This window comes from Leptospira biflexa serovar Patoc strain 'Patoc 1 (Paris)', assembly GCF_000017685.1.
Taxonomy (GTDB): Bacteria; Spirochaetota; Leptospiria; order Leptospirales; family Leptospiraceae; genus Leptospira_A; species Leptospira_A biflexa.
Genome location: NC_010602.1, coordinates 948922 through 975294, shown reverse-complemented (window position 1 = coordinate 975294; position 26373 = coordinate 948922). Strand labels below are relative to the sequence as shown.

Here is a 26373-nt window from a genome sequence, read left to right as displayed (position 1 = left end):
TATGAGACATAATAAATTTGCCAAGAAGGGTGTCAGGATTTCCTTTTTCCCATTGGTTAAAAGAGAATCCGTTTCCCTCCCCTCTCCCTTTCACCATCTTGGTATCTGGGAAGTGAGATCACGATCAATGGATCCAATGCGAACCGAAGCCAAGATAGTATTGCAGGAAGGAGTCCCTGTCTCTTTGCACTATGATGATGTGTACTTTTCGAAGGAAGGCGGTTGGGAAGAATCAAAGTATGTGTTTCTGGAAGGAAACCGCATCCCAGAAGCCTTCTCAAAGAAGGAAATCAGCCAAATCCAGATTGGTGAACTTGGATTTGGGACGGGACTGAATTTCTTTGTGACCTTAGACCATTGGCAAAGGATCAATGACCCACCTTCGGTCCATTTCGTAAGCTTAGAAGGGTTCCCTTTACCGAGTGAAATATTACACTCCCTGAATCTTTCCTTTCCGGGGAAACCTTTATGGACGGAAGCTTTGCAAGAATCCTATACCGAACAAAGGAAACGTTGGAACTTGGATGCAAACGATATGATTTGGAAGGTCCAAATCCCCCACCAGAAATCCCCAAACCCCCAAACGACATTTACCCTAACTTTGTATTTAGGAGATGTATTGGAATGTTTGGAACTTTTTCCCAAGATCGACTTTTGGTATTTGGATGGATTTTCTCCGAATAAAAACCCAAATATGTGGTCACCTGAAACACTTTCACAAATCCGAATCCATTCTAAGAAAGGCACTCGGTTTTCTACCTTTACAGCAGCGGGATTCATTCGAAGGAATTTAGAATCATTGGGATTTTTTGTACAAAAACAAAAAGGGTTTGGGAAGAAGAGAGAAATGTTAACAGGAGTTCTACTGTAATCTGAAATGAGAACCCTTGAGGAAAAAACTGCCATTGTCGTAGGGAGCGGGATTGCAGGAGCAAGCATTTGTTATGCGCTTTCCAAACAAAATATCAATACCATTTTATTGGAATCGGAATCAGCACCAGCAAAACATGCTAGTGGAAATCCAATTGGTGTCGTGTATCCCTTTCTCACCAAACACAAAACTGCGGAATCAGAATTTTCGCTAATAGCATACACTCACTTTTTGGAAGTTTGGGAAAGATTGGGATTGGAAAATTCAGTTCCTCATGCCAATGGAATCCATTTTTTATTGGAAACAGAATCCAACGTAGACCGTTATTGGCACTCGCTCCTTTCCCATCAAATTCCCGAATCAATCGCCAAACAAAGTTTTGAGCCTAATTCCCAAAAAAAGGCTTTGTACTTCCCAAAAGGGAAAGCTCTCTCTCCCGCCATCCTTACAAAAGAACTGATTCGATTGGCACACCCTACAATGAAATTGCAATCCACATTAGTCTCCTGGAGAGAGAAAGAATCGGATGGTAAATTGATTTGCGAAACAAATGAAGAAAAGTTTGAAGTCGATTTTTTATTTTTGGCGCAAGGGTATCAATTTACGAAGGATCCGTTCTCAAATTGGATTCCGATGAAACAAGTTCGGGGGCAAATTGTACAAATTCCTTCAGCTTTTTTTCAAAACCAAACCTCTATTTTGTATGGAGATTACTTAACAGCCGAAATCAATGGGGAACGCGTATTAGGTGCAAGTTTCGATGAATTCCATCTAGAAATAGAACCTAGAATCAATGAAACCATAACCATGTGGGAAACTCTGCAATCAAAACTGCCAATCTTACATAACGATTGGAAAACTGTGGATGTGAGTCAGTTTGGAACTCGTGTGAGTTATCGGACACAGTCCCAAGATCGTCACCCAGTAGTGGGAAAACTTCCCAATCTTTCAACTTTAGATACTACTGTGAAATACCAAAATATGTTCCGAAAAGATCACAAACCATTCCAAATACCATATTATGAATCTGTCGGAATTTTAAATGGTTTAGGATCCAGAGGTCTCACACACTCTTTACTTGCAGCTGAAATTTTAGTGAAATCAATTTTAAATCAAACGATGGACATTCCAAACAATCTCATCAATTCATTGAAACCAGATCGTTTTTTGCTTCGTATGTGGAAACGAGACCAGCTAACATAGATTCGAAACTTTCTTTCTCATTCACAACCACTTCAATTTTGATCACAAAGATTTGAATGTTTCTTTTTTTTAATTCTTCCAAAAATCCTTTTTTTGTACGAACTTTCACCCAGTCTTTTTCTGTCGTCAATAGAACTGTTCCCTGTTTCACTTCTCCTATAATTGATCCTAAAACACTTTCTTCAAATTCATAATGGTCAGGAAAAAATCGATGCTGATTTATTTTTTTTCCGATGATTGATTCTGCAGTCTCCAATACATGTTTTGGATTTCCAACACCCGTAAACAGGAAATAACCATCGTTAGCATCTTCATCCAAAACCTTAGTTTGACGAATTTGATCGACTGGTAATTGGACCGGGTTTGATTTGAGCGTATTCAAATCGATTTGCACAAGATTTGCCAAAAAATGCGAAGTGTAAGATGGAACAGGAATCTGTTTTTGTTTTAAGATATTTATGGCACGTATCGATTTATCTTTATTTTGATCCGTAAGTTTTGTGAAGACAATTGTATGCGCTCTTCTTAAATGTGAGATTGGTTCTCGTAAAAATCCCAAAGGGATCGTTTGCCCATTCCCAAAAGGCCCATTGGCATCCAATAGAACAATATCAAAATCTCTATGGATTTGTTTGTGTTGGAATCCATCATCCAAAATGACAATATGAAACTTAGAATGAATTTGATTGTGTTTTAAAAAACTCTCTTTTCTATTTTTGCCGATGATGACTTGCACATCTGGAAAAAGTTCTTTGTGTTCACTTGGTTCATCTCCATACAGATGTGGAGAAAGTCCGTCCCGAAGAATTGCACCCACTTTCGACAATTTTGCTTTATAACCACGTGACAAAATAGTGATCGCATACTTTTTGTTTTTTGCCTTAAAGTAACGAACAAGATATTGCACAAAAGGAGTTTTCCCCGTTCCACCCATGGTGACATTACCCACACTGATGACTAAAACATGGGGCAAAACAAAGGGTTTTATCTTAAATTGTGAAACCCAAAATAGAAACTGGTACAACAAAGAGAGTGGGTAAAATAGAATGAAAAAAAATTTCATGACGTTTCGCGATAGGAAACTTGTTTAACTATGTCTTTTTTCTAATTCTTTTGCGATGGTAGTTAAACTAATTCCTTTTTCGACCATTAACACTTCTAAATGGAAAATCAAATCTGCAATTTCATGGATGAGTTCTTTTTCATTTGGATTTTTTGCGGCGATGATCACTTCCCCCGCTTCTTCCCCAATTTTTTTTAGGATTCGGTCTACCCCATCTCGGAATAATTCCGCTGTGTAGGATTTTTCGGGTAATTCCTCTTTTCGTTTGCGGAGTAAATCTTCTAATTTTAATAAAAATTCCATTTCGTTTGCCTTCTAACTACCATGGAAACGGCCCTTTCTATTTTCAAAAAGCGAAAATTGGTTGTGGCTTCACCTCGAATTAGGGTAGAATCAGATTGAATGTTTCGATTTAGTTTACTCCTCATCTCTTTCCTATTTGGTTCGATTCTTTCGGCTGACTCCAATTGGGGTAATTCCATCCAGAAGGGATTTGAAACCGCCAAACAAGAAAAAAAATTCATCATCGTCGATGTGTTTGCAGATTGGTGTACCTATTGTATGGTTTTGGAAAAAGAGATATTCCCTGATCCTGAGGTAAGTCGTATTTTAGACCAATTTGTACGTGTTAGATTAGATGGAGAAGAATTCCCCAATTTGCGGAAAAAATACAATGTAGAAGGTTATCCCACGATTCTGTTTTTAGATGGAGAGGGAAATTTTGTGACAAAAATCACAGGACTCGCAACGAAAGAAGATATATTGATCCTTTCCAAAAGAATCTTACAAGAACCAAATTTAGAATCTTTTTTGAAAACAGAGATGAGAAAGGATAAAGAAAACCCAAACTTACATTTTCGATTGGGTTTATTGTACTTTCAATCTAAAGAATATACAAAAGCAGAAGAACAATTCATCTCTTCCATTCAAAAGTCAAAACAACTCCCTATCGTGAAAGAAAATTCTTATTTTAATTTAAACCTAATTCGATCCGTCAATGGACCAAAAGAATTAGCAGTAACTTCTTGGAAAGAATTCATCCAACTTTATCCAAATTCAAAACGATTGATCACAGCTAAATTGTATTATGGAATCAGTTTGAAAGAAAGTGGCGACTTCAAACATGCAAAGACGATCTTAAAAGAAATCCAACCAAAACTAGAATCCGAATCAGACCAATTGATTTGTAAAGAAACCTTAGAACAAATCGAAAAAGGATTTTAAAGCAAAATGTAAGTTCCGGCAAACGAATGTTTGCCGGGAAACTTTACCGATTCCCGATCGAATAGTAAGTAAACCCAATTTCTTGCATCAAATTTGGTTTGTATTGGTTCCTTCCATCAAAAATCAGAGGAGACTTCAGTAACGACTTGATTTTTTGAAAATCGGGCTCGCGGAATTCACGCCATTCGGTTAACAACAACATGGCATCTGCACCTTCTAACGTTGCATATGCGTCTTTTTTGTATTCGACTTTCCCATCAAAATAATACTTAGACGTTTCCATCGCGGCAGGATCAAATACTTGAATTTTCGCACCATTTTTATGGAGTTCATAGATCAGAGGGATGGACGGGGCTTCTCGCATATCATCTGTTCCAGGTTTGAAGGAAAGTCCCCAAATTCCAAAGGTTTTCCCTTTCATATCGGTTGATTTAAAGTGTTCGAAAATTTTATCTGTTAGACGAGTTTTTTGTTTTTCATTCACGTCTTCAACAGACTGGATGATGTGCATGGGAGCGTTCACTTCTTCTGCGGTTCTTAAAAGTGCTCTCACATCTTTAGGAAAACAGGATCCACCGTATCCAATCCCTGCATATAAAAATTGTCTACCAATCCTTGAATCGGTTCCCATCCCTTTGCGAACGTCATCATAATTGGCACCTAAGGCATCACATAAGTTGGCTATTTCATTCACAAAGGAGATTTTTGTGGCAAGGAAGGCGTTACAGGCATACTTTGTGAGTTCTGCGGAACGAATGCTCATAGTGATGATCGGATTTCCGTTGAGGACAAAAGGGGAATAAAGTTCGCTCATTTTTTTGGCAGCCAATTCCGATTCTGCTCCGATCACAACTCGTTCAGGTCGCATAAAGTCATCGATCGCCGCCCCTTCTTTTAAAAATTCTGGATTGGAGACTACGTCAAATGGGTGTTTTGTGTTTTTGGATAGAATTTCTTTTACTTTATCTGCCGTGCCTACGGGAACCGTGGACTTATCGACGATGATTTTGTAACCATTCATTGTTTTTCCAACTTCTTCCGCAACGGCAAAAACAAAACGTAAGTCCGCCGAACCGTTGTCAGATGTGGGTGTCCCAACAGCGATAAAAACAAACTCCGATGATTCAACACCATCTTTTAACGATGTGGAAAATTTGAGTCGTCCTTCTTTATAATTGCGTTCTACGAGTTCGGTTAAACCCGGCTCATAAATTGGGATGATCCCTTTTTTAAGGTCACTGATCTTTTTTTCATCTTTATCAATACAAATCACATCATTGCCATACTCAGCAAAACAAGTACCTGCAACAAGGCCCACATATCCGGTTCCGACCACACAAACTTTCATAGGATTTCCAGATTTTCAATTTTAACCGAAAAGGAAACTGTTTTTCTAACGTGTGCCTCGATCTTGCTTGATCTGAAAGCTTGTGGGAATATGACAAATCCCTACAAATTTTTGAATTTTGCCAGTCTCTACTTCAAAATCTAAAATCGATTCCTTCCAAAAATAACTCCCTTCGATATGGGATTCACCCTTGTGGATGGCGATTCCGAGACTATACTTTCCCGCAGTAAATTGAATGGGGAATTCAAATCTCACTTCATATTCCTTGTCGTTTTGGAAGATTCGATTCGTATCACCTAAATGGAAGGTATTGGTACCAAAAATACGAATCCCTTTATCATTATCGATATGAAAGCCAATGGTGGCTGATTCGATTGAAGTTAGTGTTTTGAATGAAAGTCTCAGACATACTTGACTGCCGATAAAAAAGACATTGGATTGGATTCCCTTTTCATTTTCTAAAACCACACGTAGATCTTGTATGGCATTCGATGAATACGATTCTGATACAGGGAGTTCACCAGCTAACACATGCATGTATTTTTCAATCGTCTCTTTTGGGTTCCCATCAAAAAGGAGTTTTCCTTTTTCCAACAAAACAACCCTTGTACAAAAATAAGAAACAAGTCCTAAATCATGACTGACAACTAAAATCGAAGTACCTAGTTTTGAAAATTCTTGGATTCGTTTCAGGCATTTTTGTTGGAAACTAGCATCACCGACTGCCAATGCTTCATCCACAATGAGGATATCAGGCCGTTTTGCTGTCGCCAAACTAAACCCAAGTCGCATCGCCATTCCCGAACTATAATTTTTTAAAGGAGAGGATCGAAATTCTTTTAATTCTGCAAATTCAAAAATAGAATCTGCAAGCATCTTGATTTCAGACGGTTTGTAACCCCAAACAAGCCCATTAAAATAAACATTCTCTTCTCCAGAAAGTTCGGGATTGAATCCCACACTGAGTTCTAACAGTGCACGGACGGATCCATATACTTTTAAGTTACCTTGGTCCTTTTGGATCACACCAGTGATGAGTTTTAATAATGTGGATTTCCCAGCTCCATTCCTTCCGATGATCCCAAGAATTTCACCAGGATTTACTTGCAAATTTAAGGATTGGATTGCTGTAAACTTTGAATCAATGCCGAAGTAACCAAAACTAAGTCCAGCAAGAATTCGTTTCCAAGGTTTTGTGAATCCATGATAGTCCTTGGAAAGGTTTTCGATGAATACAGAAAGCATTAGGATTTAAAGGTGATCCAATATCACTGATTGGAATTTTCGTTTTGCCAGTAAATACACAAGGACAAAGAAAAAAAGAAACGGGGCAATATGGAACCAGTCAAACTGAGCCTGAAACCCACTAATCACAGTTGTGCGGAAGACATCCAATGGAATGGTAAATGGATTCCATTCATTCCATTGTTTTAAGACCCCTGTTGGGTAGTATAAAACAGGGATCCCCCAAAATACCAACTGGCTCACCAAACGAATCAAAGGTGAGATATCTTTTAACAAAATGTTGAGCCTTGAGAGGTAGTGCAGAAGTAACATCAAATACAATCCAGATAGGACGAGGACTAAATACCCAAAAACTAAGCCCGCTAAATTGAGAGTTCCAGAAAACCCTAAATAAATAAAAACAGGAATGGAAGTCACAAAGCTATGGATCAAAAATTGTACATAAGGAATCCATAAAAATAAATTTATGCCCAAACTCGATCGTTTGAGGAGAGATCGGTTGTCCGTGAGAATCCCTGTCCCGCGAACCAATAGTTCTTGGATGGGAATCCAAAATAGAAGCCCTGTGAGTAAGTAGGCAGTGAAATCTTCTTGCGTAGATGGGTTTTTAAGATTGAGGACTAAAAAAACAAGAGCGTACAAACTAATCAGTACTAGGTTTTGCAAAAACATCCATGAAATTCCCAAAAAGGAACCTGCGTATTGCAAAGCGTAGTCACGCCGAACGAGTGCCCAAAGTATGGATACTTTCTCCATACTTTGATTGTCGGCCCCTGGGATCTGATTCTAGACCAGAAACCAGAGATTGATGGGAACCTTACATCTTCCTTAAGTTCTTTTGGCCTAAGTCCGAAAGTTGGGGCGATACCCAATTTCCATTTTGGACCACTTCACCTTGGAACGCTTCCATGAGATACTCTTCGAAGGTTTTTCCGGATTGGTTTTGGGCAAATCCCTTTTTTGGACCTTGGCCTGCGAGGCCAGAATCCTTGTGGCGGTTGTAAGCGGGTTGTTGGATGGATCGAACGATCATAGGTTTTTCCTCCCCGTCATCTTATTAGACGACATAAAACTAAAATATAATACCAATAATATACTAAACGCTTGTTTACACTACTTAACATATGAGAAGTTAAGTCAATATTTTTTTCACGTTTTTATCGGTTTGTATTAACAATTTAGCATTCATCTGGGACAAAACCCGACCCTAGATGGAATTTTTTTTTCGCCCTACTCTAGAATATGTCCCTTTTTGAAAAAAAAGCAAACGGAATGAGGGAAAAAAAGAACAAATTCTGACCCCAATCCTGGTGGATTGGCAGAAAATTGCGCTCATTTTGTGGTTTATCTTCGTACAGTCATTGTTTGCTGGCGAAAAATTGCCAAAAGACGTTTCTGTAGAGACACTCCTAAAACGGGGGTTTTCTCCAAAACTTGTGGCCATTTGGAAACAAAAGACCCAAGGCACAAGAGAGGATTTTTTCTTATGGAAACGAAACCTCCGGGGCAAGGAAGCATCCCTCGTGGCAAAATTGTGGAAGGAGGAGGCATTGAGTTACCCACCAGCCAAACAAAGATTGGGAAAGGCAGAAGGGAATCGAAACCAATCGATGGCAAATCGAACTTCAGATCCCGGTTCTCTGTCTCCTGATCCATTTTTGGGAGAGTATTGGTTTGTGGGTCTATCCCATCAAAATTTGGATGTTCAGTATTTGCCTAGAGAAGAAAAAAACCATTCTGCCATTTCTCTCGGAGGGTTCCAAAAAGGACAAAGGTTTGTCTTTGAAAAACGAGATGATGAGTTTTTGTATGGATTGGATCTCGTAAAAAATTCCTATCGCCTCACTTCCGGGAATCGTTACAAACCAATCCCCCACTTTTACTTTGCAAAAGATCCAAATTTTTATTCGCAGATGGACAGGCCAAACTCACCTCTCCCGCAACCTCTACAAAGTTCCCATTTTTTTGGTTCTCAATTTCCAATGGAAGGTAAACACTTAGAGTTTGGAATTTACTCGGCACCTGGATTTTCAGCCTATCCAGGGATTTACTACGTTTCACCAAACAAATCTTATTCGGGCGTTTGGTCTCCTGGCGAAAACAAATCTAGTTTTTTTATAAACGATTTCTTTGACTTACAAAACGGGGGGAAACACCGCGTTCAATCTGAATCCATCTTCCATCCAAAAGAATCAGTTGGTTTTTTTTATTCCAAATCGGAAATGAATGATTCCTCCATTTTTTTCGATTCTACTTTGTATCGAGACTCTCCTCTATTGTATGGGAATCTAAGCATCGGCGAAAACCGTCCAGAAATTCCACAAACATTAGGTTATATGAGAGGAAGTTACAAACATTTATTAGGTGGAGAAACATTGTCTTCGATGGATGGGCATCGTTATGAAAGGGGAGTCTCTGGATTTTTTCCCCTCTTCGTGTCGGATCTTGGAAATATCATTTATCGATACCGAGAGTATAATGAATCAGGGAATTACAATTTCAATGAAATTGGAAGAGCCATCTTTTATGAATGGAGAAAAGATCGAACGGTTTGTTCCGTAGGTTTTGAATCGAGAGATTTAGGTGGCCAATGGGAAGGAAAAATCGCAATCCCCATTTATTTAGGTCAACTTTTGGAACTCAGTGCCATACTAAGAGAAGGAAATCTGAAAACCAGGGCTTGGTTTGAAAATTGGACTTATGCTTCTGATTTTAATATCAATTTAACAGACAGGGAGGAAATCATCAAAATCAAATATGTGAGCCACTTTCTTTCACTGAATGTAAGTTATTCGGAAAAAGAAAATATGCCCGCACCGATAGTATTCATCAATTTTCAATTTTTACATCTCTTCGAAATTTAGTATAATAAATCGTCCGTCCTGATCTCAGCGTATTCTTTTAATTGAAAAATGGGAATGGTTTGTTTTTCGACGATTTCATTTTTATCTCCAGGGAGTTTTTTCGGAGTGGGGAGTGAGGATCTTTTTCCTCTTTCATCAATCGAATAAAAATAATACCCGATCCATTCTCCTTTCACCAGATAAGGATTCCCAACAAACAGATCTTTCACAAAAAACTCGGCATCCAAATCAAATTTATTTCTGCGATAACGAAAATGAATTTCATCACCATTTAAGTCATAAAAAACAACAAAATCCCCTTGTTTTGCTTTGAAATACAATTTCCATTCTAAAGGGAAATTACCCGTTTTTTGGTATTCCAATTTACCATCTAAGATTCGTTTTTCGGTCCGAGAGATGGGACCTGAATATTTGGAATCAGTCTCTGCATACAACAAGGAGTGAAAAAGGAAATGGATTAGAAAAAATAAAAGGAAAACAGAAGAAAACCATTCCTGAAAGGGCATCGAAACGATCTTTTGGATTTTCATTTGGGTTCTTCTTCCGTTTTTTCTTCCCCAGGTTTTTCTTCTTCGGAAGGAGTGTCTTTTCCATTGATCATATCAATGGCTTTTTTGGCAGCTTTTTGAACTTTAGGACTTGGGTCACGATCCCGCTTGTATTCCAATAATTCTAAGGCTTTTGGGTCTCTTAAATTCCCCATAAATTCAATGGCACGGAGTCTTACCATACTATCATCATCACGAGCAAATTCATTGAGTTCTTGGAAAACTTCTTTGTCTCCCATGGTCACAAGGGCACCAATGGCATAAATTTTGAGAGATTGGGCTTTTTTGGCATCCAATTTCCCTGATGTTTTTTTTAAGGAATCCAAAAGTTCGTATAACTTAGGTTTTGCTGTTTCTGATTTTAGTTTTCCTAATGTATTCATTGCATAACAACGGAGAGTTGTTGGTTGGATGTCATCAAAAGCAACTTCAATGAGAGCAGACTCGGCTTCCTGGTAAAGAATGGAACCAAAATAGAGTGCAATTTGACCACGGATATCCGCATTATTAAACTTTTCTCTAAATTTAGTTTCTAAAAATGGTGCCGCCATTTTCCCATCTGGTAATTCTCCTAAGGCACTGATGTATAAAGTGAGTGAATTCGAATTTTTGGTGAAATCCTCTTTTTTTACTTTTTCAAGCAGTGGACTTGTTGCCTCACTCAGTTTCATTTTTTTGGCAGATGTCACGGCTTGTTTGTTCACATCTTCATTGGGATCTTCGAAGAGTGAGATGACTGTTTCATGGTTTTCCTTTAAACCCAGATCTCCCACAGTTTTTAGTAGGACAATCTTCATACCCATGTCTTTTTCAGTTTTTAATTGTTCCCCCACAAGTTCGTAAAGTTCGTTTGCTTGTTCTTTTGGGAAACGAACCAATTCACCTAATGCCTGTTTTCGTTCCTGGCTCGTACCATAACGAATCATTTTAGAGAGAACTTCTTTTTTTTTGGAGATTTGTTCAGAAGAAAGTTCTTTCTCTTTCCCAAGGATAGGAGAAAGAGAAAATAACCAGATAAGGGAAATACAAATGAATGGATTAAGGTTGGTTTGCTTCGAGTTCGAGAATCCTACGATTGAGTGCTTGGATGAGATGTTGGTTCTCCAAATTTTGACGAAACTTATCAAGTAAGTCTTTGATGTCTTTGGATAGTTCTTCAATGTTCCAAGGTTTTTCGACATACCGACTGAGTCCCCCATTATTGATGGCATAAATTGCCGAATCAAGTCCCGCTTGTCCCGTAAGAAGGATTTTGATCGCATCCGGAAGGCGTTGGTGCACCTGTTCCAAAAATCGATCCCCTTTCATTCCAGGCATCACCTGGTCGGAAACGATGAGCTCTACGATATCGTTACTACCAATGATTTCATCGATGAGAGAAAGTGCCTCTTCTGCGCTACTTGCGGTCTCTATGATATGGGATTCCCCAAACCGAGCCAGTAGCTGTTCTGCAAGCGTTTCCAACACCGATACTTCATCATCGACACATATAATATAACCTTTACTCATTTGAAACCCTTTCCTTGGAAGGATAATCCTTCTCTTCTCTGTTGTCGATTCAGTTTTGTGGCAATTTGTAGATCGTTTGGGGAGGAATTGTGTCAAGGAGAGGGACTTTCCAGATCTCCTTGGCATATTCACGGATGGTGCGGTCGGAGGAAAACTTACCAGAACGCGCCACATTCAAAATGGATTTTTTGGTCCAAGTGGTTTCGTCGCGGAAGTCCTGAGCCACTCGGTTTTGGGTTTCATCATAGGAAGTAAAATCGGCCATAAGAAGGTAATTGTCTGTATAAAACAAACTGTCATAAATGGGTGAAAAAACACCAGGCTCTCCCATTGAAAAAAAGTTTTCGCGGATCATAAGAAGGATTCGATGTAAGTCTTCGTTTTGGTGGATAAAATTGGTGGGATTGTAACCCGCTTCCTTCATCCGGAACACCTCTTCTGTATGCAGACCAAAGATGTAAATGTTTTCGGCACCAACCTCTTCTAAAATCTCAACATTGGCCCCATCCAGTGTTCCAATGGTGAGAGCACCATTTAACATAAATTTCATGTTACTTGTACCAGAAGCCTCGGTCCCCGCTGTCGAAATTTGTTCCGATAAATTACTGCCTGGGATGATTTTTTCTGCAAGGCTCACTCGGTAATTGGGAATAAAGACCACCTTCAATCGTTCTGCCACATCCTTATCTCGGTTCACAACCCAAGCAACATTATTGATGAGTTTGATGATGAGTTTTGCCATATAATAACCAGGAGCTGCCTTCCCACCAAAAACAACGGTTCGAGGTGTGACTTCTGCATTTGGATTTTCTTTGATCCTACGGTACAAAGCAATGACTCGTAAAATATTGAGGAGTTGGCGTTTGTATTCATGGAATCGTTTGATTTGCACATCGATGAGAGAACTTGGATCAATGGTAATCCCGGTTTCACTTTTGATGATACGAGCCAATTCGTTTTTTGCCGTGAATTTCACTTGTTTCCAATCGTTTTGGAAATCGGCATCATCCACAAATTTTTCCAGATCCTTTAACCGATATAAGTCGGTTGTAAATTCATTTCCGATCTTTTTAGAGATTAAATTGGCAAGGTTAGGATTGGATTGTAATAACCAACGTCTAGGTGTGATCCCATTTGTTTTGTTATTAAACTTTTCTGGAAATACCTTTGTGAATGCATGGAAAATAGTTTTTTGGATGAGATCGGAATGTAATGCGGCCACTCCATTCACTCGGTAAGAACCGATGACGGCAAGGTTTGCCATCCGAACCCTTTTTTCATTCCCTTCTTCAATGATACTCACTTGTTGGATTTCGGATTCAGTGAGAATGCCTTTGTTTCGGACTTCTGTCAAAAAACGATAGTTGATTTCGTAAATGATTTCCAAGTGCCTTGGCAATAATTTTTCAAATAACTCCACCCGCCACGATTCTAAGGCTTCCGGTAAAACCGTATGGTTGGTATAGGAAAAAACTTTTGTGACAATCTCCCATGCTGGTTCCCAGTCCATCTCTTCATTGTCTAAAAAAATTCGCATGAGTTCGGCAATGCCAATGCTCGGATGGGTATCATTCAATTGGATGGCAATGAAATCCGGGAGATCCTTTAAGTTGTATTTGAATTCTCTAAATTGGATGAGGATATCTTGTAAAGAGGCACAAACCATAAAGTATTGTTGTTTGAGACGTAACACCTTTCCTTGTTCGGTAGTGTCATTTGGATACAATACTTTGGAGATATTTTCAGAGATGGATTTGTCTTGTACGGCTTTCATATAATCGCCGTGGTTAAAATAATCTAAATTGAATTCTTCCGATGACTTTGCCGCCCATAAACGAAGATAGTTCACCGTACTTGTGTTAAACCCAGGGATTGGATAATCATGTGCAGAAGCAAGGACTGTTTCATCGGGAACCCAATCGTGTTGGATTTTTCCTTTGCCCGAAACTCTGGTTTCTGTATGGCCAAAAAATCCAACAGAAAAAGAAATATCGGATCTTACAACTTCATAAGGAACTCCATCCGCATCCCAGTGGTCTGGCATTTCGAGTTGGCTTCCATTGGCAATGATTTGATTGAAGATTCCATAATCATAACGGATCCCATACCCAAAACCTGGAACATTGAGAGTGGCCATCGAATCCAAAAAACAAGCGGCCAATCGACCAAGCCCGCCATTCCCAAGCCCAGCATCCGTTTCAAATTCTAAAACATCAGTTAGGTCAAAACCAATCCCTCGTAACATCTCTTGGATTGTTTCGTATAACCCAAGATTGATGAGCGCATTCATAAGAGTTCGTCCCATAAGAAACTCTAAGGAAAAGTAAAAAACTTTTTTGGGGTTCTGTTCTCTATAACGTTCCTGAGTGAAATTCAATCGATCAATGAGGAAGTCACGAATCGTATGCCCTAATGCTTTATATATGTCCTCATTTTTTAAATTATAACGATTTTTTCCAATGGTGTATTCTAAATGGTGAGCAAATTGTTTTTCCATCGAAGCCAAGTCGGCTTTTTGTTCTTCGGATAATAAATTGATGAGACGAGGATTGTTGACTACCATGCTTCGAAATGGTAAACACCTCAAAGTTAGGATTCAAGTAAAAAGAAAAAATTTAATCTTTTGCAGAGACTTTTCGCTCTAAGGTGAGAACAGCATCTTTCCCGATTTTGTGTTTAGCAAACCAACCTTGGTTGACCTCCAACGCATACATCGCCGGTCTGCTGGCGTTGTAAACTTCATCCGTTTGGTTCGGTTTCATATCGAATGATTCTAAAAGTCGCATATCTTCTGAAAAATAACCAATTGATAATGGGATGAGTGTGTTTTTCATCCAAAAGTTCAAATAATCAGGCCTTGGAAAAACAAAAAGCATACCTTCGTCTTCTCCCAGTTTTGTGCGGTACATAAGACCTGTAGCACGTGTCGAAGGAGAATTGGCAATTTCCAATTTTAAAACACGGTCTGCAACACTTCCAAATAAAATTTCAGGGGTATTCGTTTGCGACGGAAAGGATTCCGCCTGTTTGCAAACAACCACCAAAAACAATAGGAAAGACAAACAAAACCGTGTGAACATAACCATTCCCTTAAAAATTAGGTTTCCTTTTTTCGAGGAAAGCAGAGAGACCTTCTTTTGTTTCCTGATCTGCGAATCTTCCACCAAACAATTGTTTTTCCCATCCAAGACCACGATCCATATTGGTTTCCAATCCTTGGCGGATAGCCGTTTTTGCCGCCTTAATTGCGTTAGGCCCTCTGGATAAAATCGTGGAAAGTGTTTTTTCGGATTCGTTTAAAAGTTCAGCAGGGTCACAAACCTTATTCACAAGGCCGAGTCGAAATCCTTCTTCAGAAGAAATCATGTCTCCCGATAAAATGAGTTCGGTTGCCCTTCCTACCCCAATGAGTCTTGGGAGTCTTTGGGAGCCACCAAAACCAGGAAGTAAACCCAAAGTCACTTCAGGAAGACCTAACTTGGCTACAGTTGACGCATAACGAATGTCACATGCCATTGCGAGTTCCATTCCACCACCCAAACAAAATCCATTGATGGCAGCGATGGAGATCAGACCGGATAATTCCATTTTGCGAAATACGGTTTGTCCGAGTTCCGAAAATGCCTGGCCTTCTTTGACATTGAACTCTTTCATTTTGGCTATGTCAGCCCCGGCCACAAAAGCTTTCCCTTCGCCGGTCAAAATAAATCCTCTCACTTGAGAGTTGGATTCTAATTCGTCGACCATGGCGCCAATTTCAGTGATCACAACATCGTTGAGCGCATTGAGAGCTTCTGGTCTTTTGATGGTAACGAGGGCAAAATTGGTTTTGATTTGGATCTCTAAAAAAGACAAATGATTTCTCCTTATTCTTCTACTTCTAAAATGAGGAACATTGTGTCATCTGAAAAAGTATCAAGGCCATATTTGGTTTTTAATTCATCGAGGAGTTGCGTTTCAAGTTCTTTGACATTCTCACAATGTTTATGGCGATTGAGTAAATCAAGTAACCCTTCTGTTCCCAAACAGTTTCCCTGATGGTCCATGGATTCAATGAGGCCATCGGTATAGATAAAAAATCGATCACCCTGTGCAATTGGGAGAGTTTTTTCAGAGATGGGTGGCACTTTGATATTGAATCCAAGGATGGCCCCTTGAGTTTCCAATTCCTGAAACTCTTCTCCTTTTTTGGCCAAAATCAAGTATGGATGGCCTGCATTTCCAATGGTTAATTTTTTTTCGATAAAATCGAAGAACAAATAAATTGCGGAGGCATGGTATCGATTCAAATCTTGGGTCAAACGATCATCTAAATAATCCATGAGCCTTGCAGGAGCCGTTTTAAAACGATAGGGAATGGTAGAAACAAGGACCTTCATGATGGATGCAACCATGGCGGATGAAATCCCGTGTCCTGCTACATCCGTAAGAAACACGCCCACGTTCCCTTCCCTGAGTTGTACAAAATCAAAGAAGTCTCCACCGATGACATTTGGACTTTTCCGATAAAACGTAAATGTCAGATTCGGGATTTTGATATTACCTGGGAAAAGTGCATCCTGTACTTTTTTAGCAAGTTCCAATTCTTGTAACATAAATCGTTTTTCTTCGGACAAACTGTACACATCTGCTGTATCTTTCCGTTTGTTAAAAACAAAAACAACTCCAAGGAGGGCACTCCCCCAATAGACGATGATTAAAAAGTATTGGCTAAAGAGTGATGTTTGGTTTTGTAATTCGATGGGGAGGTTTAGGATGTATGAAAAATGAAAGATTGAAAAATAGATGGCACTCAACACACAACCAAAAGGATTCAAACGTGTGCTATAAAGTAAGATAGGGATGATAAATGACATGAGATAAGAATTTAATAAATAAAAATTTCCAATGGAAGGAAAGGATTGGATTCCTTTGATAAAAACTATGTAAACCAAACCATCAGCTATGATCCCACTCAAATAAATCACTTTTTCTAAGGAAATCGACTTAGTATAAAACTGTAATAATAAGACAAAACGAATGATGGTGACACCTAACAAATAAGGAAGGATATCCCATCGAAAGTCAGCAAAAGGTGGAACAAAGAGTAAACTATATACGATAAAATGTGTTAGAAAAACTGAATATGTATATTCTTTTTCAAAACGTGGTTCTGCCAGTTTTAAAATATCCCATTCTTGTCTGGTTGGTTTGTGAAAAATCTCTTTAAAATAAATATAAAACGAACGAGTCAATCGGGTTCTCCCCATACCAAAGTTTGGATTTCAGATCCATTCAAGGTGATGGTGAAACTTTTTCCTGTGTCCAAAAACTTGTCCATTTGATTCGCAAGTTCCATCGCTTTTTTCTCATCTTCCATTCGGAAAAAAAAGGGATGGGATAAAGCCTTATAATTGTAGGGAAAACGTTCTGATACAATCAGAGTCACACGAAAGTGATCGTTTCGTTTTTCTAAAACAATATGCGAAACTTCTTTTCTCGTTAGGATCCTTACATCTGGTCTCAAGTTCCACGGATTTATTTCAGCGAAAATGATTCCTGGTAAAAAAAAGCATAGACCAACAAATCCTTTCATATAGAAATACCATCGGCAAATGAAATCAATTCCTTACATGATATCGATTACGGCCCTCGTTTTTTGGGGATGTTCACCAAAAGAGTTCAACATACCCGAAAACCCCTATGCCGTATGGGCCAAAGAGAGCCCTGGATTACAAATGGATTCATTACCAAACCCGACTGGGAACTGGAACGATCGTATTTATCCTCTTGATTCCAAAAGACTTCTCACTCTCAAAGAAATCAATGAAATCGATGGCATTGGAGATATCCCAACAGGAACAAAAGACTTACAATTTTGGAGACAACATTTAATCCCAATACAATCTGTTTTTCCTAAAGAGGTCAACCATTTGGCAAACCAATTGATTTATGGGATTTATTTTGTAACAAACTTAGGTTCCACGGGACTAACAGGAGTCATACGAGATAAATCAGGAAAACCGATGGGCGGTATCATTTATTTGGACTCCGATTTATTGAAAGATGGTGGGAATGACTGGGCAACAAAGCGCGAAAACACATCTTTCCAACAGGATCCTTCCTATTCCATTCAAGTCCAATTGGACAATACCAATTCACTAGATACAGCTTTATCATTTATCATCTTACACGAATTAGGTCACATTTTAGCAATTGTCCATGGGTATGCGCCTGATTATTCGGAACCAAAACGTGATTTTCGAAATTATCCTTACTTCAAAGGGGTTTGGTGGTCAGAAACGTTTTCCCCTTACGAAGATACTTTCTTCCCAGAAAGGTCCAAAATCAAGTTTTATCAAAAAAATCCGACAACTCCTGTTTTCCCTGATGGGAAGTTCATCTATAAAAAACTGACAAACACTCAGTTTGTCTCCCTCTACGCGGCCACTAACGCTGATGATACCTTTGCGGAAGCATTTGTCCAATACGTCCACGTGTATTCACTCAAAAAAGAATACAAAGTCCTCCTCAATTTTGGAAATGAATCTGAAGTTTTGCTTTCGAATCCAATTGCAAAAGAAGGAGGGCGTAAATTTCGTGAGTTATTCGAATCCATTTTTGCGAAGTCTCTATAAGTATTTACTGTTTCTCTCTTTAATTCTGTTATTACCGTTTCAGATCCAATCAGAAACAAAGCCGGAAGATTCCAAATCCATCACAATTGAAACCAATACCGAAATTGTGTCGGATTTTATATGGCGTGGGAATTCTTTTACAGGGGAAGGGCAAAATAGAAGGGATGGAGCTTCCTACCAAAGTTTTACCTATGCCCCAGCCTTGCAACCTACGATCAATATCTGGTCTCCTGACAAAAAATTTGAATGGATGGTCTTTGGGAATTTCCAATTGATGAACCGTGCTGACAAGGATTCGGACAAACGACTGATCCAAACAAGCCCTGGTGGTGTTGGACCTTCTTACTTAGGAGAAGACCCTCGTTTTTTTGATCCTTACAACCAAGACCCTTGCGTACAATCTGTTCACAACCAATTGGTTTCGGGCGAAACAACCAATGTTTCCTGCCAAGGATTCATTCCGAACCGTGGGTATGGGCCCAAAAAAGAGCCAAATGGCAACAAAAGAGCGGATGGAATGTTTTTTTCCATGAGTTATCATTTTGATCCCAGCGTCTTTGGTGATTTCAGCGTTGGAATTTGGTTTTATAATACCTTTCAAAAAACCCCAGGATCTCTCCTATCCCCTTCCACACAAAAACTAAACCCTGTTGTTTCCGGTGGTGCCGCGAATGGCTTTCACGCCAACAATCCAGATGCCCAAACAAGGTTATCTTGGCATGAATACTTTTTGCAATGGAAGTTACCTTTCCTTCGGGTGATCAAACCCACTTTTGCTTATTACACTCAGTACTCGACAGAGAATGGTGGGCACATGGCAGGGAAAAATTATCTTTCCATCAGTGCCAATTATACCTTCTTTGAAGGGGATTTTTTCCGCATCCAACCCCATTGGAATTTGGGGTATACCATGAGTAATAATGCGATCGACAATCGGAATGGAATACAAGACATAACTACATCCCTTTCGTTTTTCTTCGGAGATTTTTTCTTAAAAGGAGCACACATCCTACGACCGAATTCCTATCTCTATGATACCAATAATTATTTTGGGTATGCAGGTGGTGATCCCGACAAAGCCAACTGGAACAGAACTTCAGATGATGGGAAGGTAGTGAATCCTTCTCGGATTTATGGTGCGTACAACACCGCAATCTTAAATTCGATTGAGCAAGTAAGCACAGGGAATTCACTAACTGATGCCACAATCAAAACCTATCTGCGTGAATCTTATACTTTGCAAAAGATTCCAATCCATTTATTTTATGTTAGCTTTGGGTATTCAAAATCGTTCTAAACCTATTATTTATTATTTTATACTAGAATATTAGGAAAGGCTTGACTACCTAGAAATTCAAATCATACTTTGCCCCACCTCTTGGGGACCTATTATGAAATGGATTCAAAATTTAAAAATTCGAGCAAAACTTCTTTTGGCATTTATGATCACGATTCTTTTGATGATCGTTGTAGCCTCTGCCAGCTTTTATTCCGCTAATCAGATTTTAGCATCTTTACACACCGTATTTGAAGACAGAGTGGTTCCCATCAGCCAAATCAAAGAAGTATCAGATGCTTATTTGATAGGCATTGTCGATTCGGCAAATAAAGTCAGAGCCAAAAAAATGTCAGTCGAAGAGGCACTCGAATCCATTCGGGAATCGGAAACAAAAGCCGATGAAGTTTGGAAGGTGTATTTAGGAACCTATCTTGTTCCAGAAGAAAAAGCAATCATTGAAGAGATGGAAAAGGAATTCCCTCCACTGAAAGCAGGTGTCAAACGATTGCGTATTTTACTCGAGACGAGAAACGAAGCAGAGATTGAAAAATTTGTTTCTGTGGAAATGTATCCGATCTTTGAACCACTCACTCACCATTTGGATGATTTGATCCGTGTCCAACTCAAAGTCGCAAAAGAAGAATACCACAAATCAGAAGATAACTTCCAAAAATCTCTTGTCATCGTGACAGGTGTTGTGGTTGCCTCTTTTGTTTTAGTATTTTTAATCGCTTTTTTCTTTTCCGATGCCATTGCAAGGCCAATGAAAAAAATCGTTTCGGTTGCCCAGTCCATCTCCATTGGGGACTTAAATGTAAATTTGGATTCAAGTGATAAACAATTAAACCAATCCAAACATCTAGAAGGAAATGAAATCCAACAACTTTCACAGGCCTTTATGGAGTTAGTGGAATTCATCAAAGAAAGGGCAGATCACTTAGAACGCATTGCAAATTCTGATTTAAGTTCGGATGTAACCTTAAAATCTGAAAGAGACCAACTGGGACTTAGCTTAAAAAGGATGTTAATCAATCTATCAGAAGTAGTCGAAAAACTTTATTTCACATCCCAAGAAGTGGATTTAGGAGCACAACAATTAGCAGATGCTAGCACATCACTTTCAGAAGCGGCGAGTGAACAAGCAAGTGCCGTCGAGGAAATTTCAGCAACGTTAACAGAGATTAGCAATAGTTTTCTTTCCAATGCAGAAAATGCAGAACAAATGACAGAATTTTCAGAATCAACTGCCAAACAAGCAATCGAAGGCAATTCCAGAATGAAAGACCTAGTCTCTGCGATGGGAGAAATTAGTACTTCGTTTGAACAAATCTCCAAAATCAATAAGGTCATCAATGATATCGCATTTCAAACCAATATCCTTGCTTTGAATGCAGCAGTGGAAGCAGCACGAGCGGGCCAACATGGAAAAGGATTTGCCGTCGTCGCAGAGGAAGTGAGAAACTTGGCACAAAAAAGTGCCAATGCAGCGGATGAAACGACCTTACTCATCGAAGCTTCTTTAAAGAAAGTGAAACTTGGTAACGATGCGACCGAAAAAACAGCAGAAGTCCTCGAGCAAATTTCCGAAAGTGCGGACAATGTTAGTAATCTTACGAAAGAACTCGCTCTTTCCATCAATGAACAAAAATCCGCTGTTTTACAAATCACACAAGGGATTGACCAGGTAACCACTGTTACATCGACTACTGCCGCATCTGCGGAAGAAGTGGCGGCTTCTAGTGAAACTTTGAGACGACAAGTTGAAATCATGCGGTCCGTGATTATGGGTTTCAAATTAAAAGAGGACGGATCGAAAACAACAGCATTGACTCGAATCGAAAAACCTCGAATTGTATTATAGGGCATCACCATGAACATACCATCCAAGTCATGGGAAACAGTTGAAGATGAAGATACAATGAAGGATTTGTATCTTTGTTTTAGTCTAGAAGGACGATTCTATGCATTCGAAGTGAGGTATTTAACAGAAATTTTAGCCTTACCTGCCATTACGACGATTCCTGGGACTGCCGATTTTTTAAAAGGTGTGATCAATATACGAGGAAAAATCATTCCTGTAATGGATGTTAGACTCAGATTTGATATGCCATTCCAACCCTACCACGAAAGGACATGTGTCTTACTCGTTGAATTGGAAGGTCACCCATTAGGGCTCATCGTAGATAAGGTGAATGATGTGGTAAAAATCCCACAAGAAAACATTGACATCGCTCCCAAAATTGGAGAATCAAAATCTTCTCGGTTTATTTATGCCACAGGACGAGTCGGTGATAGTGTCAAAATTTTAATTAACTTACAACGATTGCTCACCCAAGAAGAAAGTTATATGATCCAAGACATCCCTGGAAATTGAGACATGGAAAGAGAAGATGTTTTAGAATACCTAACAGAAGCAAAGGAATGTTTAGAAAACATTGAAACTGGTTTGCTTAACTTCGAAAAAACAACGTTAGACGGAAGTTTAGTCGAAAGAGATTTACTCGATACCTTGTTTCGCCATTTCCATACTGTCAAAGGAAGTTCTGGATTTTTTGGTTTGTCTGGCATCGTTAAGGTGGCGCATGCCGCAGAAAATCTTTTGGATTATCTACGTAATAAACCAGAAGTGCAAGATGAAGAAACATTGGAAATTTTACTCAGTGCCTTGGACTTACTGAATGAGCTTGTCATCCATGAAGAAAACTCCCCAACTGGAGGAGATCTCTATTCGGAAGATCAAATACGGTTTTTAGAAAAAACCAATCAAAAACTAAGTGAATTAAAAAACATAAGTACAGATTCCAATTTAGATTCCAATACCCAAGTAAGTTCTAAGGAATTTGGATTGTTCTTGGAAGAAACTCCAAAAGAGTCTGGATCGGAAGAGTTTGGAATCTTCACCTCAAACTCTACTTCCAAAAACCAGGAAGAGTTTGGTCTCTTCCAGACAACTCCTAAAGAATCCGTTCCACAGGAATTTGGACTCTTCCACCAAGAGCCAATCACAAGCTCTTTAGAATTTGGTTTATTCGAACCAACCAAAGAGAATTTGGTTCCTTCAAAATCAGATTCACAACCTAATGCTCCTTCTACGAAGAAAGAAGAAAAAAAATCAGTCCAAAAGAAAGACATTCGGATTGATACAGATAAACTCGATTCTCTTTTGGATATTGTGGGAGAGATTGTGATCAATGAACCAATGGTGACAGAACATCCAGATCTCCAAAAACTAAAGTTGGAAAACTTTCAAAAATCTGCCTTACAACTAAAAAAACTCATTCGAAATTTGCAAGAGATCACACTGAGCCTCCGAATGGTTCCCATTGCTGGTGTTTTTTCCAGAATGGAAAGGCTTGTTCGTGACACAGCCAAAAAAACAGGGAAACTAGTCGACCTTGTGATTTCAGGTGAAGATACAGAAATTGATAAATCCATTATCGAAGAGATGTATGATCCCCTCGTGCATATCATTCGCAATGCCATTGACCATGGTCTGGAAACTCCTGAAGAAAGAAAAGAAGTTGGTAAATCACCCAAAGGCAAAATCCATTTAACTGCCGTTCAATCTGGAAAAGAAGTTTGGATAGAAGTGAGAGACGACGGAAGAGGATTACAACGAGATAAAATCCTTCGTAAAGCGATCACATTAGGACTCATCCATCAAAGCGAAGTTGATAATTTGAAAGATGAAGAAGTTTGGGATTTTTTGTTTCATCCAGGATTTTCGACTGCCAAGGAAGTCACTGACTTATCAGGTAGGGGTGTTGGCCTTGATGTGGTGCGAAAAAACGTTACGACTCTCAAAGGTTTTGTGGATGTCAGTTCCAATCCAACCCAAGGAACCATTTTTTTAATTCGAGTTCCACTTACACTGGCGATTATTGAAGGTTTGGTCGTACGTAAATCGGAAACTTACTTTATTTTACCTTCTATAGATGTAAAAGAAACAATCTATATCAAAAATGAACCCATCAATGAATTGTATAGAAACAATCATAGCATCCAATACCGTGAAAACCAAATCTCTATCGTAGACATAGATTTATTATTTGGGAAGGAATCTGAACTCAATGAAAACAATTCCATAGAGGAAAAGTACATGATTGTAACGGAATCTCATGAAAATCAAATGGGAATTGTATTCGATGAAATCCTTGGAAACCAATCCATCGTGATCAAACCAATTTCCCCACTCTTTAAAAACATCAATGGTTTGGCTGGTTGTACGATTTTAGGAAACGGACATGCCGGTCTCATTCTCGATGTAAGAAAACTGATCAACCAACATATGGCAATCCACTCTCCATGAAAAAAAACAAAGTGATTATCGTAGATGACCAACGTACAGTGCGCGGAATGATCAAACGTTGGATCGAATCAGATCCAAACTGGGAAGTTGTAGGCGAGGCATCAAACCCATTCGAAGCTCGTGACCAAATCATCGAAAAACAACCTGATGTGATGACATTAGATGTTCATATGCCCGAAATGGATGGAATCGAATTTTTAAAAAAGCTCCTCCCCCAACACCCAATGCCTGTGATCATGTTTAGTTCTTCCACAACGGAAGGGACTGCAATCACCTTAGAAGCTCTTGATGCGGGTGCCTTTGACTATGTAACAAAGCCTTCAGGAACTCCAGAAAGTTTGATTGAAGCAAAAGAAGATTTGTTAAGTAAGTTGCATGCGGCCTTGAACTACAATGTATCACTTTATCAAAATACGAAAAGCACTACCCCATCGAAAATTTTATCAGCGAAAAGACACACATCTTTTAAAACCAAAGTCATCGTCATAGGATCCAGTACAGGTGGAACAACCGCTTTACGAAAACTATTAGATGATGTGGATGAATCTTTTCCACCGATCCTTGTTGCACAACATATGCCAGAAAATTTCACTGCCCTATTTGCAGGCAGACTCAACGCAGAATTAAAAGTAAAAGTCATTGAGGCAAAAGACAAACAGTTATTAGAAAATGGAACCGTTTACATTGCGCCAGGAAATTTCCACCTAGAAATCCAAAAACTCAATGGAGAACTCTATACCAAAATCACTCAGTTCGAAAAAGTAAATGGCCATAGACCTTCCGTAGACGTCCTATTTGATTCTGTTGTTAACTGTGGGATTGCCAACCAAACCATCTCCATCATCCTCACTGGTATGGGAAGCGATGGTGCAAAGGGATTGCTTAATTTAAAGAATAATGGAAGCATCACCTTGGGCCAAAATAAAGAAACCTGTGTTGTTTATGGTATGCCAAAAGTTGCATTTGAAATAGGTGCTGTGATGTACCAACTTCCTTTGGAATCCATTGCAGATAAAACAAGAGAGATCGGTTCCAAATGATTCCTCATAGCCTTGTATTAAGTTCACAAACAACGGATCAATTAATCCATATTTTAAACGAGATCCATTTTACCTACGAACGTTTCGAAAATTTAAGTGATGTTATGCTTCAATTAAAAAATCAGAAATTCCATTTTTTGATTTTATCCATCGAGGACCTCAATGATCTAAATTCACAGGAAATTTTAGAAAACATCACCAAATCTTTTCCGAATACACTTATTATTTTGATCACCAATACAAACCATTGGGCACAGACTGCTTCCCTACTCAAACGACACTCAGCTTATGACTATTTGCAAACACCTCTCGAGGTTGAACATGTTAAGTTTACTCTCGACAGATCATTTCAATATTTAAACACAAAATTAAAATCTCAATTCATTCACGAAGCGGAAAACCATCTTTTCAAACGAGTTATCGAAATATTCGATTGGAAAAAATCACTCATACATAAAGAAAATCAAAACATATCTGCAGACATCATCCACCAAATGAATATTAGTTTATTTCAAGGGAGCGGGATTGGAACTTTGATGAGTGTGGTGAGCATACTAATATCAAAAAGTAAACTTGATACCGAAAACAACCACTATATTGTCCAAAAACCAATTTTAGATTTGTTATCGGAAAACTATGAAGCCGCAAAAAGTATGTTTGACAGTATGTCTATTTCTCAGTCGGTAATTGACGATGACTTATTGGTTGAAAATACGGAATCACCGAACCAACTTGTACCCATCTTTGAAACTGAAATTAAATATTTAGAAGAAGCCTTGGTTATCAAATCACAAAAAATCAATATAAGCCAAATTCCAAATTCAGTTATGAATTATAAAATTCGATTCAATCCTGAAAAAATCACATACATTGTTCGCGAAATACTTTTGAATGCAATTAAATATTCCAAGGAAGGAGATGAAATTTTTATCATTTATTTCCATAGGGAAAATTTTTTAGAAATTAAAGTCATCAATCCTGCCTATCAAAATGAAGACGGAACCATTGGTATCCCTGAAAAATACGAATCGTTTATATTCGAACCATTTTTTAGAATCTCCTCTGTTGTAGATGACAGTTACGCAAAATTTGAACAGTTCAGATTTGGACTTGGTTTGACTTTAGTTAAAAAGATCATGGACCAACACCAAGCAAATATTCAAATCTATAACATTGATGATAATTTAAGAAATGATAACACAAAAGATGTATGTTTAACAATGCGATTTCCATTATTACAAGAGGAGAAATAA

General features: G+C 38.7%; 25 protein-coding genes. 11 read left to right on the top strand and 14 right to left on the bottom strand.

Translation table 11 applies throughout. From position 1 onward, the window contains the following. Position 1 precedes the first annotated feature (1 nt). Both mnmC2 and mnmC1 read left to right on the top strand, forming a co-directional pair. A complete protein-coding gene (gene mnmC2, locus LEPBI_RS04620) occupies positions 2 to 871 on the top strand; it encodes a tRNA (5-methylaminomethyl-2-thiouridine)(34)-methyltransferase MnmC2 (RefSeq protein ID WP_012387949.1) in 870 nt (289 codons plus the stop codon). 6 nt (positions 872 to 877) lie between these two features. Then, complete coding sequence (mnmC1, locus tag LEPBI_RS04615) at positions 878 to 2074, top strand: FAD-dependent 5-carboxymethylaminomethyl-2-thiouridine(34) oxidoreductase MnmC1 (RefSeq protein WP_012387948.1); 1197 nt, start codon at positions 878 to 880, stop codon at positions 2072 to 2074. Here mnmC1 and lpxK read toward each other — a convergent pair. Beyond that, positions 2013 to 3137: a tetraacyldisaccharide 4'-kinase gene (lpxK, locus tag LEPBI_RS04610; RefSeq protein ID WP_012387947.1), complete on the bottom strand. Its 1125-nt coding sequence runs from the start codon at positions 3135 to 3137 to the stop codon at positions 2013 to 2015. The genes mnmC1 and lpxK overlap by 62 nt on opposite strands. 24 nt (positions 3138 to 3161) lie before the next feature. After that, on the bottom strand, positions 3162 to 3440 hold the full coding sequence (hisE, locus tag LEPBI_RS04605; protein WP_012387946.1) for a phosphoribosyl-ATP diphosphatase: 279 nt from the start codon (positions 3438 to 3440) through the stop codon (positions 3162 to 3164). Positions 3441 to 3539: 99 nt separating this feature from the next. Here hisE and LEPBI_RS04600 point away from each other — a divergent pair, with 99 nt between their 5' ends. Continuing rightward, on the top strand, positions 3540 to 4361 hold the full coding sequence (locus tag LEPBI_RS04600) for a thioredoxin family protein (RefSeq protein WP_012387945.1): 822 nt from the start codon (positions 3540 to 3542) through the stop codon (positions 4359 to 4361). Positions 4362 to 4404: 43 nt separating this feature from the next. Here the strand turns inward: LEPBI_RS04600 and LEPBI_RS04595 are convergent, their stop codons facing one another. The 4 genes from LEPBI_RS04595 to LEPBI_RS04580 all read right to left on the bottom strand — a co-directional run bounded on the left by LEPBI_RS04595 (position 4405) and on the right by LEPBI_RS04580 (position 7987). Continuing rightward, entirely contained in the window at positions 4405 to 5709 is a 1305-nt protein-coding gene (locus LEPBI_RS04595) for a UDP-glucose dehydrogenase family protein (protein WP_012387944.1), read from the bottom strand. Between the two features lie 45 nt (positions 5710 to 5754). Beyond that, positions 5755 to 6954: an ABC transporter ATP-binding protein gene (locus LEPBI_RS04590; protein WP_012387943.1), complete on the bottom strand. Its 1200-nt coding sequence runs from the start codon at positions 6952 to 6954 to the stop codon at positions 5755 to 5757. A gap of 6 nt (positions 6955 to 6960) precedes the next feature. After that, positions 6961 to 7710, bottom strand: a complete 750-nt coding sequence (locus LEPBI_RS04585) for an ABC transporter permease (RefSeq protein WP_012387942.1) — start codon at positions 7708 to 7710, stop codon at positions 6961 to 6963. A 61-nt stretch (positions 7711 to 7771) separates the two neighbouring features. Next, a complete protein-coding gene (locus LEPBI_RS04580) occupies positions 7772 to 7987 on the bottom strand; it encodes an LIC12298 family protein (RefSeq protein ID WP_012387941.1) in 216 nt (71 codons plus the stop codon). A 304-nt stretch (positions 7988 to 8291) separates the two neighbouring features. Here LEPBI_RS04580 and LEPBI_RS04575 point away from each other — a divergent pair, with 304 nt between their 5' ends. Beyond that, complete coding sequence (locus LEPBI_RS04575; protein WP_226992879.1) at positions 8292 to 9818, top strand: hypothetical protein; 1527 nt, start codon at positions 8292 to 8294, stop codon at positions 9816 to 9818. On the opposite strand, the gene LEPBI_RS04570 is transcribed toward LEPBI_RS04575, so the two are convergent. From LEPBI_RS04570 to LEPBI_RS04535, 8 genes are all read right to left on the bottom strand, one after another. After that, on the bottom strand, positions 9815 to 10348 hold the full coding sequence (locus LEPBI_RS04570; RefSeq protein ID WP_012387939.1) for an LIC_11959 family protein: 534 nt from the start codon (positions 10346 to 10348) through the stop codon (positions 9815 to 9817). The genes LEPBI_RS04575 and LEPBI_RS04570 overlap by 4 nt on opposite strands. Continuing rightward, positions 10345 to 11292 carry a HEAT repeat domain-containing protein gene (locus tag LEPBI_RS04565; protein ID WP_012387938.1) on the bottom strand — a complete coding sequence of 316 codons (948 nt, stop codon included), beginning with the start codon at positions 11290 to 11292 and terminating at the stop codon, positions 10345 to 10347. Before LEPBI_RS04565 ends, LEPBI_RS04570 begins: the two co-directional genes overlap by 4 nt. A 112-nt stretch (positions 11293 to 11404) precedes the next feature. Beyond that, entirely contained in the window at positions 11405 to 11875 is a 471-nt protein-coding gene (locus tag LEPBI_RS04560; RefSeq protein WP_012387937.1) for a response regulator, read from the bottom strand. Between the two features lie 49 nt (positions 11876 to 11924). Next, positions 11925 to 14438 (bottom strand): glycogen/starch/alpha-glucan phosphorylase, encoded by a 2514-nt coding sequence (locus LEPBI_RS04555; protein ID WP_012387936.1) that lies wholly within the window; start codon positions 14436 to 14438, stop codon positions 11925 to 11927. Positions 14439 to 14490: 52 nt separating this feature from the next. Further along, the gene (locus LEPBI_RS04550) at positions 14491 to 14955 is read right to left on the bottom strand and encodes a DUF192 domain-containing protein (protein WP_012387935.1); all 465 of its coding nucleotides are present in this window, start codon (positions 14953 to 14955) and stop codon (positions 14491 to 14493) included. Between the two features lie 10 nt (positions 14956 to 14965). Further along, positions 14966 to 15730, bottom strand: a complete 765-nt coding sequence (locus LEPBI_RS04545) for an enoyl-CoA hydratase-related protein (RefSeq protein ID WP_012387934.1) — start codon at positions 15728 to 15730, stop codon at positions 14966 to 14968. Positions 15731 to 15741: 11 nt separating this feature from the next. Further along, positions 15742 to 17109 carry a PP2C family protein-serine/threonine phosphatase gene (locus LEPBI_RS04540; RefSeq protein ID WP_012387933.1) on the bottom strand — a complete coding sequence of 456 codons (1368 nt, stop codon included), beginning with the start codon at positions 17107 to 17109 and terminating at the stop codon, positions 15742 to 15744. Next, positions 17106 to 17381: a hypothetical protein gene (locus LEPBI_RS04535; protein WP_420804585.1), complete on the bottom strand. Its 276-nt coding sequence runs from the start codon at positions 17379 to 17381 to the stop codon at positions 17106 to 17108. Before LEPBI_RS04535 ends, LEPBI_RS04540 begins: the two co-directional genes overlap by 4 nt. A gap of 88 nt (positions 17382 to 17469) precedes the next feature. Between LEPBI_RS04535 and LEPBI_RS04530 the strand changes: the two genes are divergently transcribed. The 7 genes from LEPBI_RS04530 to LEPBI_RS04500 all read left to right on the top strand — a co-directional run bounded on the left by LEPBI_RS04530 (position 17470) and on the right by LEPBI_RS04500 (position 26373). Further along, positions 17470 to 18492 carry a hypothetical protein gene (locus LEPBI_RS04530; RefSeq protein ID WP_012387931.1) on the top strand — a complete coding sequence of 341 codons (1023 nt, stop codon included), beginning with the start codon at positions 17470 to 17472 and terminating at the stop codon, positions 18490 to 18492. Continuing rightward, positions 18455 to 19789, top strand: a complete 1335-nt coding sequence (locus LEPBI_RS04525) for a hypothetical protein (protein WP_049755975.1) — start codon at positions 18455 to 18457, stop codon at positions 19787 to 19789. The genes LEPBI_RS04530 and LEPBI_RS04525 overlap by 38 nt, the downstream gene beginning before the upstream one ends. Positions 19790 to 19883: 94 nt before the next feature. Continuing rightward, positions 19884 to 21632: a HAMP domain-containing methyl-accepting chemotaxis protein gene (locus LEPBI_RS04520; protein WP_012387929.1), complete on the top strand. Its 1749-nt coding sequence runs from the start codon at positions 19884 to 19886 to the stop codon at positions 21630 to 21632. 9 nt (positions 21633 to 21641) lie between these two features. Beyond that, entirely contained in the window at positions 21642 to 22145 is a 504-nt protein-coding gene (locus LEPBI_RS04515; protein WP_012387928.1) for a chemotaxis protein CheW, read from the top strand. Positions 22146 to 22148: 3 nt separating this feature from the next. Then, positions 22149 to 24080, top strand: a complete 1932-nt coding sequence (locus LEPBI_RS04510) for a chemotaxis protein CheA (RefSeq protein WP_012387927.1) — start codon at positions 22149 to 22151, stop codon at positions 24078 to 24080. Then, positions 24077 to 25120, top strand: coding sequence for a protein-glutamate methylesterase/protein-glutamine glutaminase (locus LEPBI_RS04505; RefSeq protein ID WP_012387926.1), 1044 nt, complete (start codon positions 24077 to 24079; stop codon positions 25118 to 25120). Before LEPBI_RS04510 ends, LEPBI_RS04505 begins: the two co-directional genes overlap by 4 nt. Further along, a complete protein-coding gene (locus LEPBI_RS04500) occupies positions 25117 to 26373 on the top strand; it encodes an ATP-binding protein (RefSeq protein ID WP_012387925.1) in 1257 nt (418 codons plus the stop codon). The genes LEPBI_RS04505 and LEPBI_RS04500 overlap by 4 nt, the downstream gene beginning before the upstream one ends.

Coding starts and splice junctions, on each gene's coding strand:
- mnmC2 (WP_012387949.1), top strand. CDS start 2: ATGAGACATAATAAATTTGCCAAGAAGGGTGTCAGGATTTCCTTTTTC.
- mnmC1 (WP_012387948.1), top strand. CDS start 878: ATGAGAACCCTTGAGGAAAAAACTGCCATTGTCGTAGGGAGCGGGATT.
- lpxK (WP_012387947.1), bottom strand. CDS start 3,137: ATGAAATTTTTTTTCATTCTATTTTACCCACTCTCTTTGTTGTACCAG.
- hisE (WP_012387946.1), bottom strand. CDS start 3,440: ATGGAATTTTTATTAAAATTAGAAGATTTACTCCGCAAACGAAAAGAG.
- LEPBI_RS04600 (WP_012387945.1), top strand. CDS start 3,540: ATGTTTCGATTTAGTTTACTCCTCATCTCTTTCCTATTTGGTTCGATT.
- LEPBI_RS04595 (WP_012387944.1), bottom strand. CDS start 5,709: ATGAAAGTTTGTGTGGTCGGAACCGGATATGTGGGCCTTGTTGCAGGT.
- LEPBI_RS04590 (WP_012387943.1), bottom strand. CDS start 6,954: ATGCTTTCTGTATTCATCGAAAACCTTTCCAAGGACTATCATGGATTC.
- LEPBI_RS04585 (WP_012387942.1), bottom strand. CDS start 7,710: ATGGAGAAAGTATCCATACTTTGGGCACTCGTTCGGCGTGACTACGCT.
- LEPBI_RS04580 (WP_012387941.1), bottom strand. CDS start 7,987: ATGATCGTTCGATCCATCCAACAACCCGCTTACAACCGCCACAAGGAT.
- LEPBI_RS04570 (WP_012387939.1), bottom strand. CDS start 10,348: ATGAAAATCCAAAAGATCGTTTCGATGCCCTTTCAGGAATGGTTTTCT.
- LEPBI_RS04565 (WP_012387938.1), bottom strand. CDS start 11,292: ATGATTCGTTATGGTACGAGCCAGGAACGAAAACAGGCATTAGGTGAA.
- LEPBI_RS04560 (WP_012387937.1), bottom strand. CDS start 11,875: ATGAGTAAAGGTTATATTATATGTGTCGATGATGAAGTATCGGTGTTG.
- LEPBI_RS04555 (WP_012387936.1), bottom strand. CDS start 14,438: ATGGTAGTCAACAATCCTCGTCTCATCAATTTATTATCCGAAGAACAA.
- LEPBI_RS04550 (WP_012387935.1), bottom strand. CDS start 14,955: ATGTTCACACGGTTTTGTTTGTCTTTCCTATTGTTTTTGGTGGTTGTT.
- LEPBI_RS04530 (WP_012387931.1), top strand. CDS start 17,470: ATGAAATCAATTCCTTACATGATATCGATTACGGCCCTCGTTTTTTGG.
- LEPBI_RS04520 (WP_012387929.1), top strand. CDS start 19,884: ATGAAATGGATTCAAAATTTAAAAATTCGAGCAAAACTTCTTTTGGCA.
- LEPBI_RS04515 (WP_012387928.1), top strand. CDS start 21,642: ATGAACATACCATCCAAGTCATGGGAAACAGTTGAAGATGAAGATACA.
- LEPBI_RS04510 (WP_012387927.1), top strand. CDS start 22,149: ATGGAAAGAGAAGATGTTTTAGAATACCTAACAGAAGCAAAGGAATGT.
- LEPBI_RS04505 (WP_012387926.1), top strand. CDS start 24,077: ATGAAAAAAAACAAAGTGATTATCGTAGATGACCAACGTACAGTGCGC.
- LEPBI_RS04500 (WP_012387925.1), top strand. CDS start 25,117: ATGATTCCTCATAGCCTTGTATTAAGTTCACAAACAACGGATCAATTA.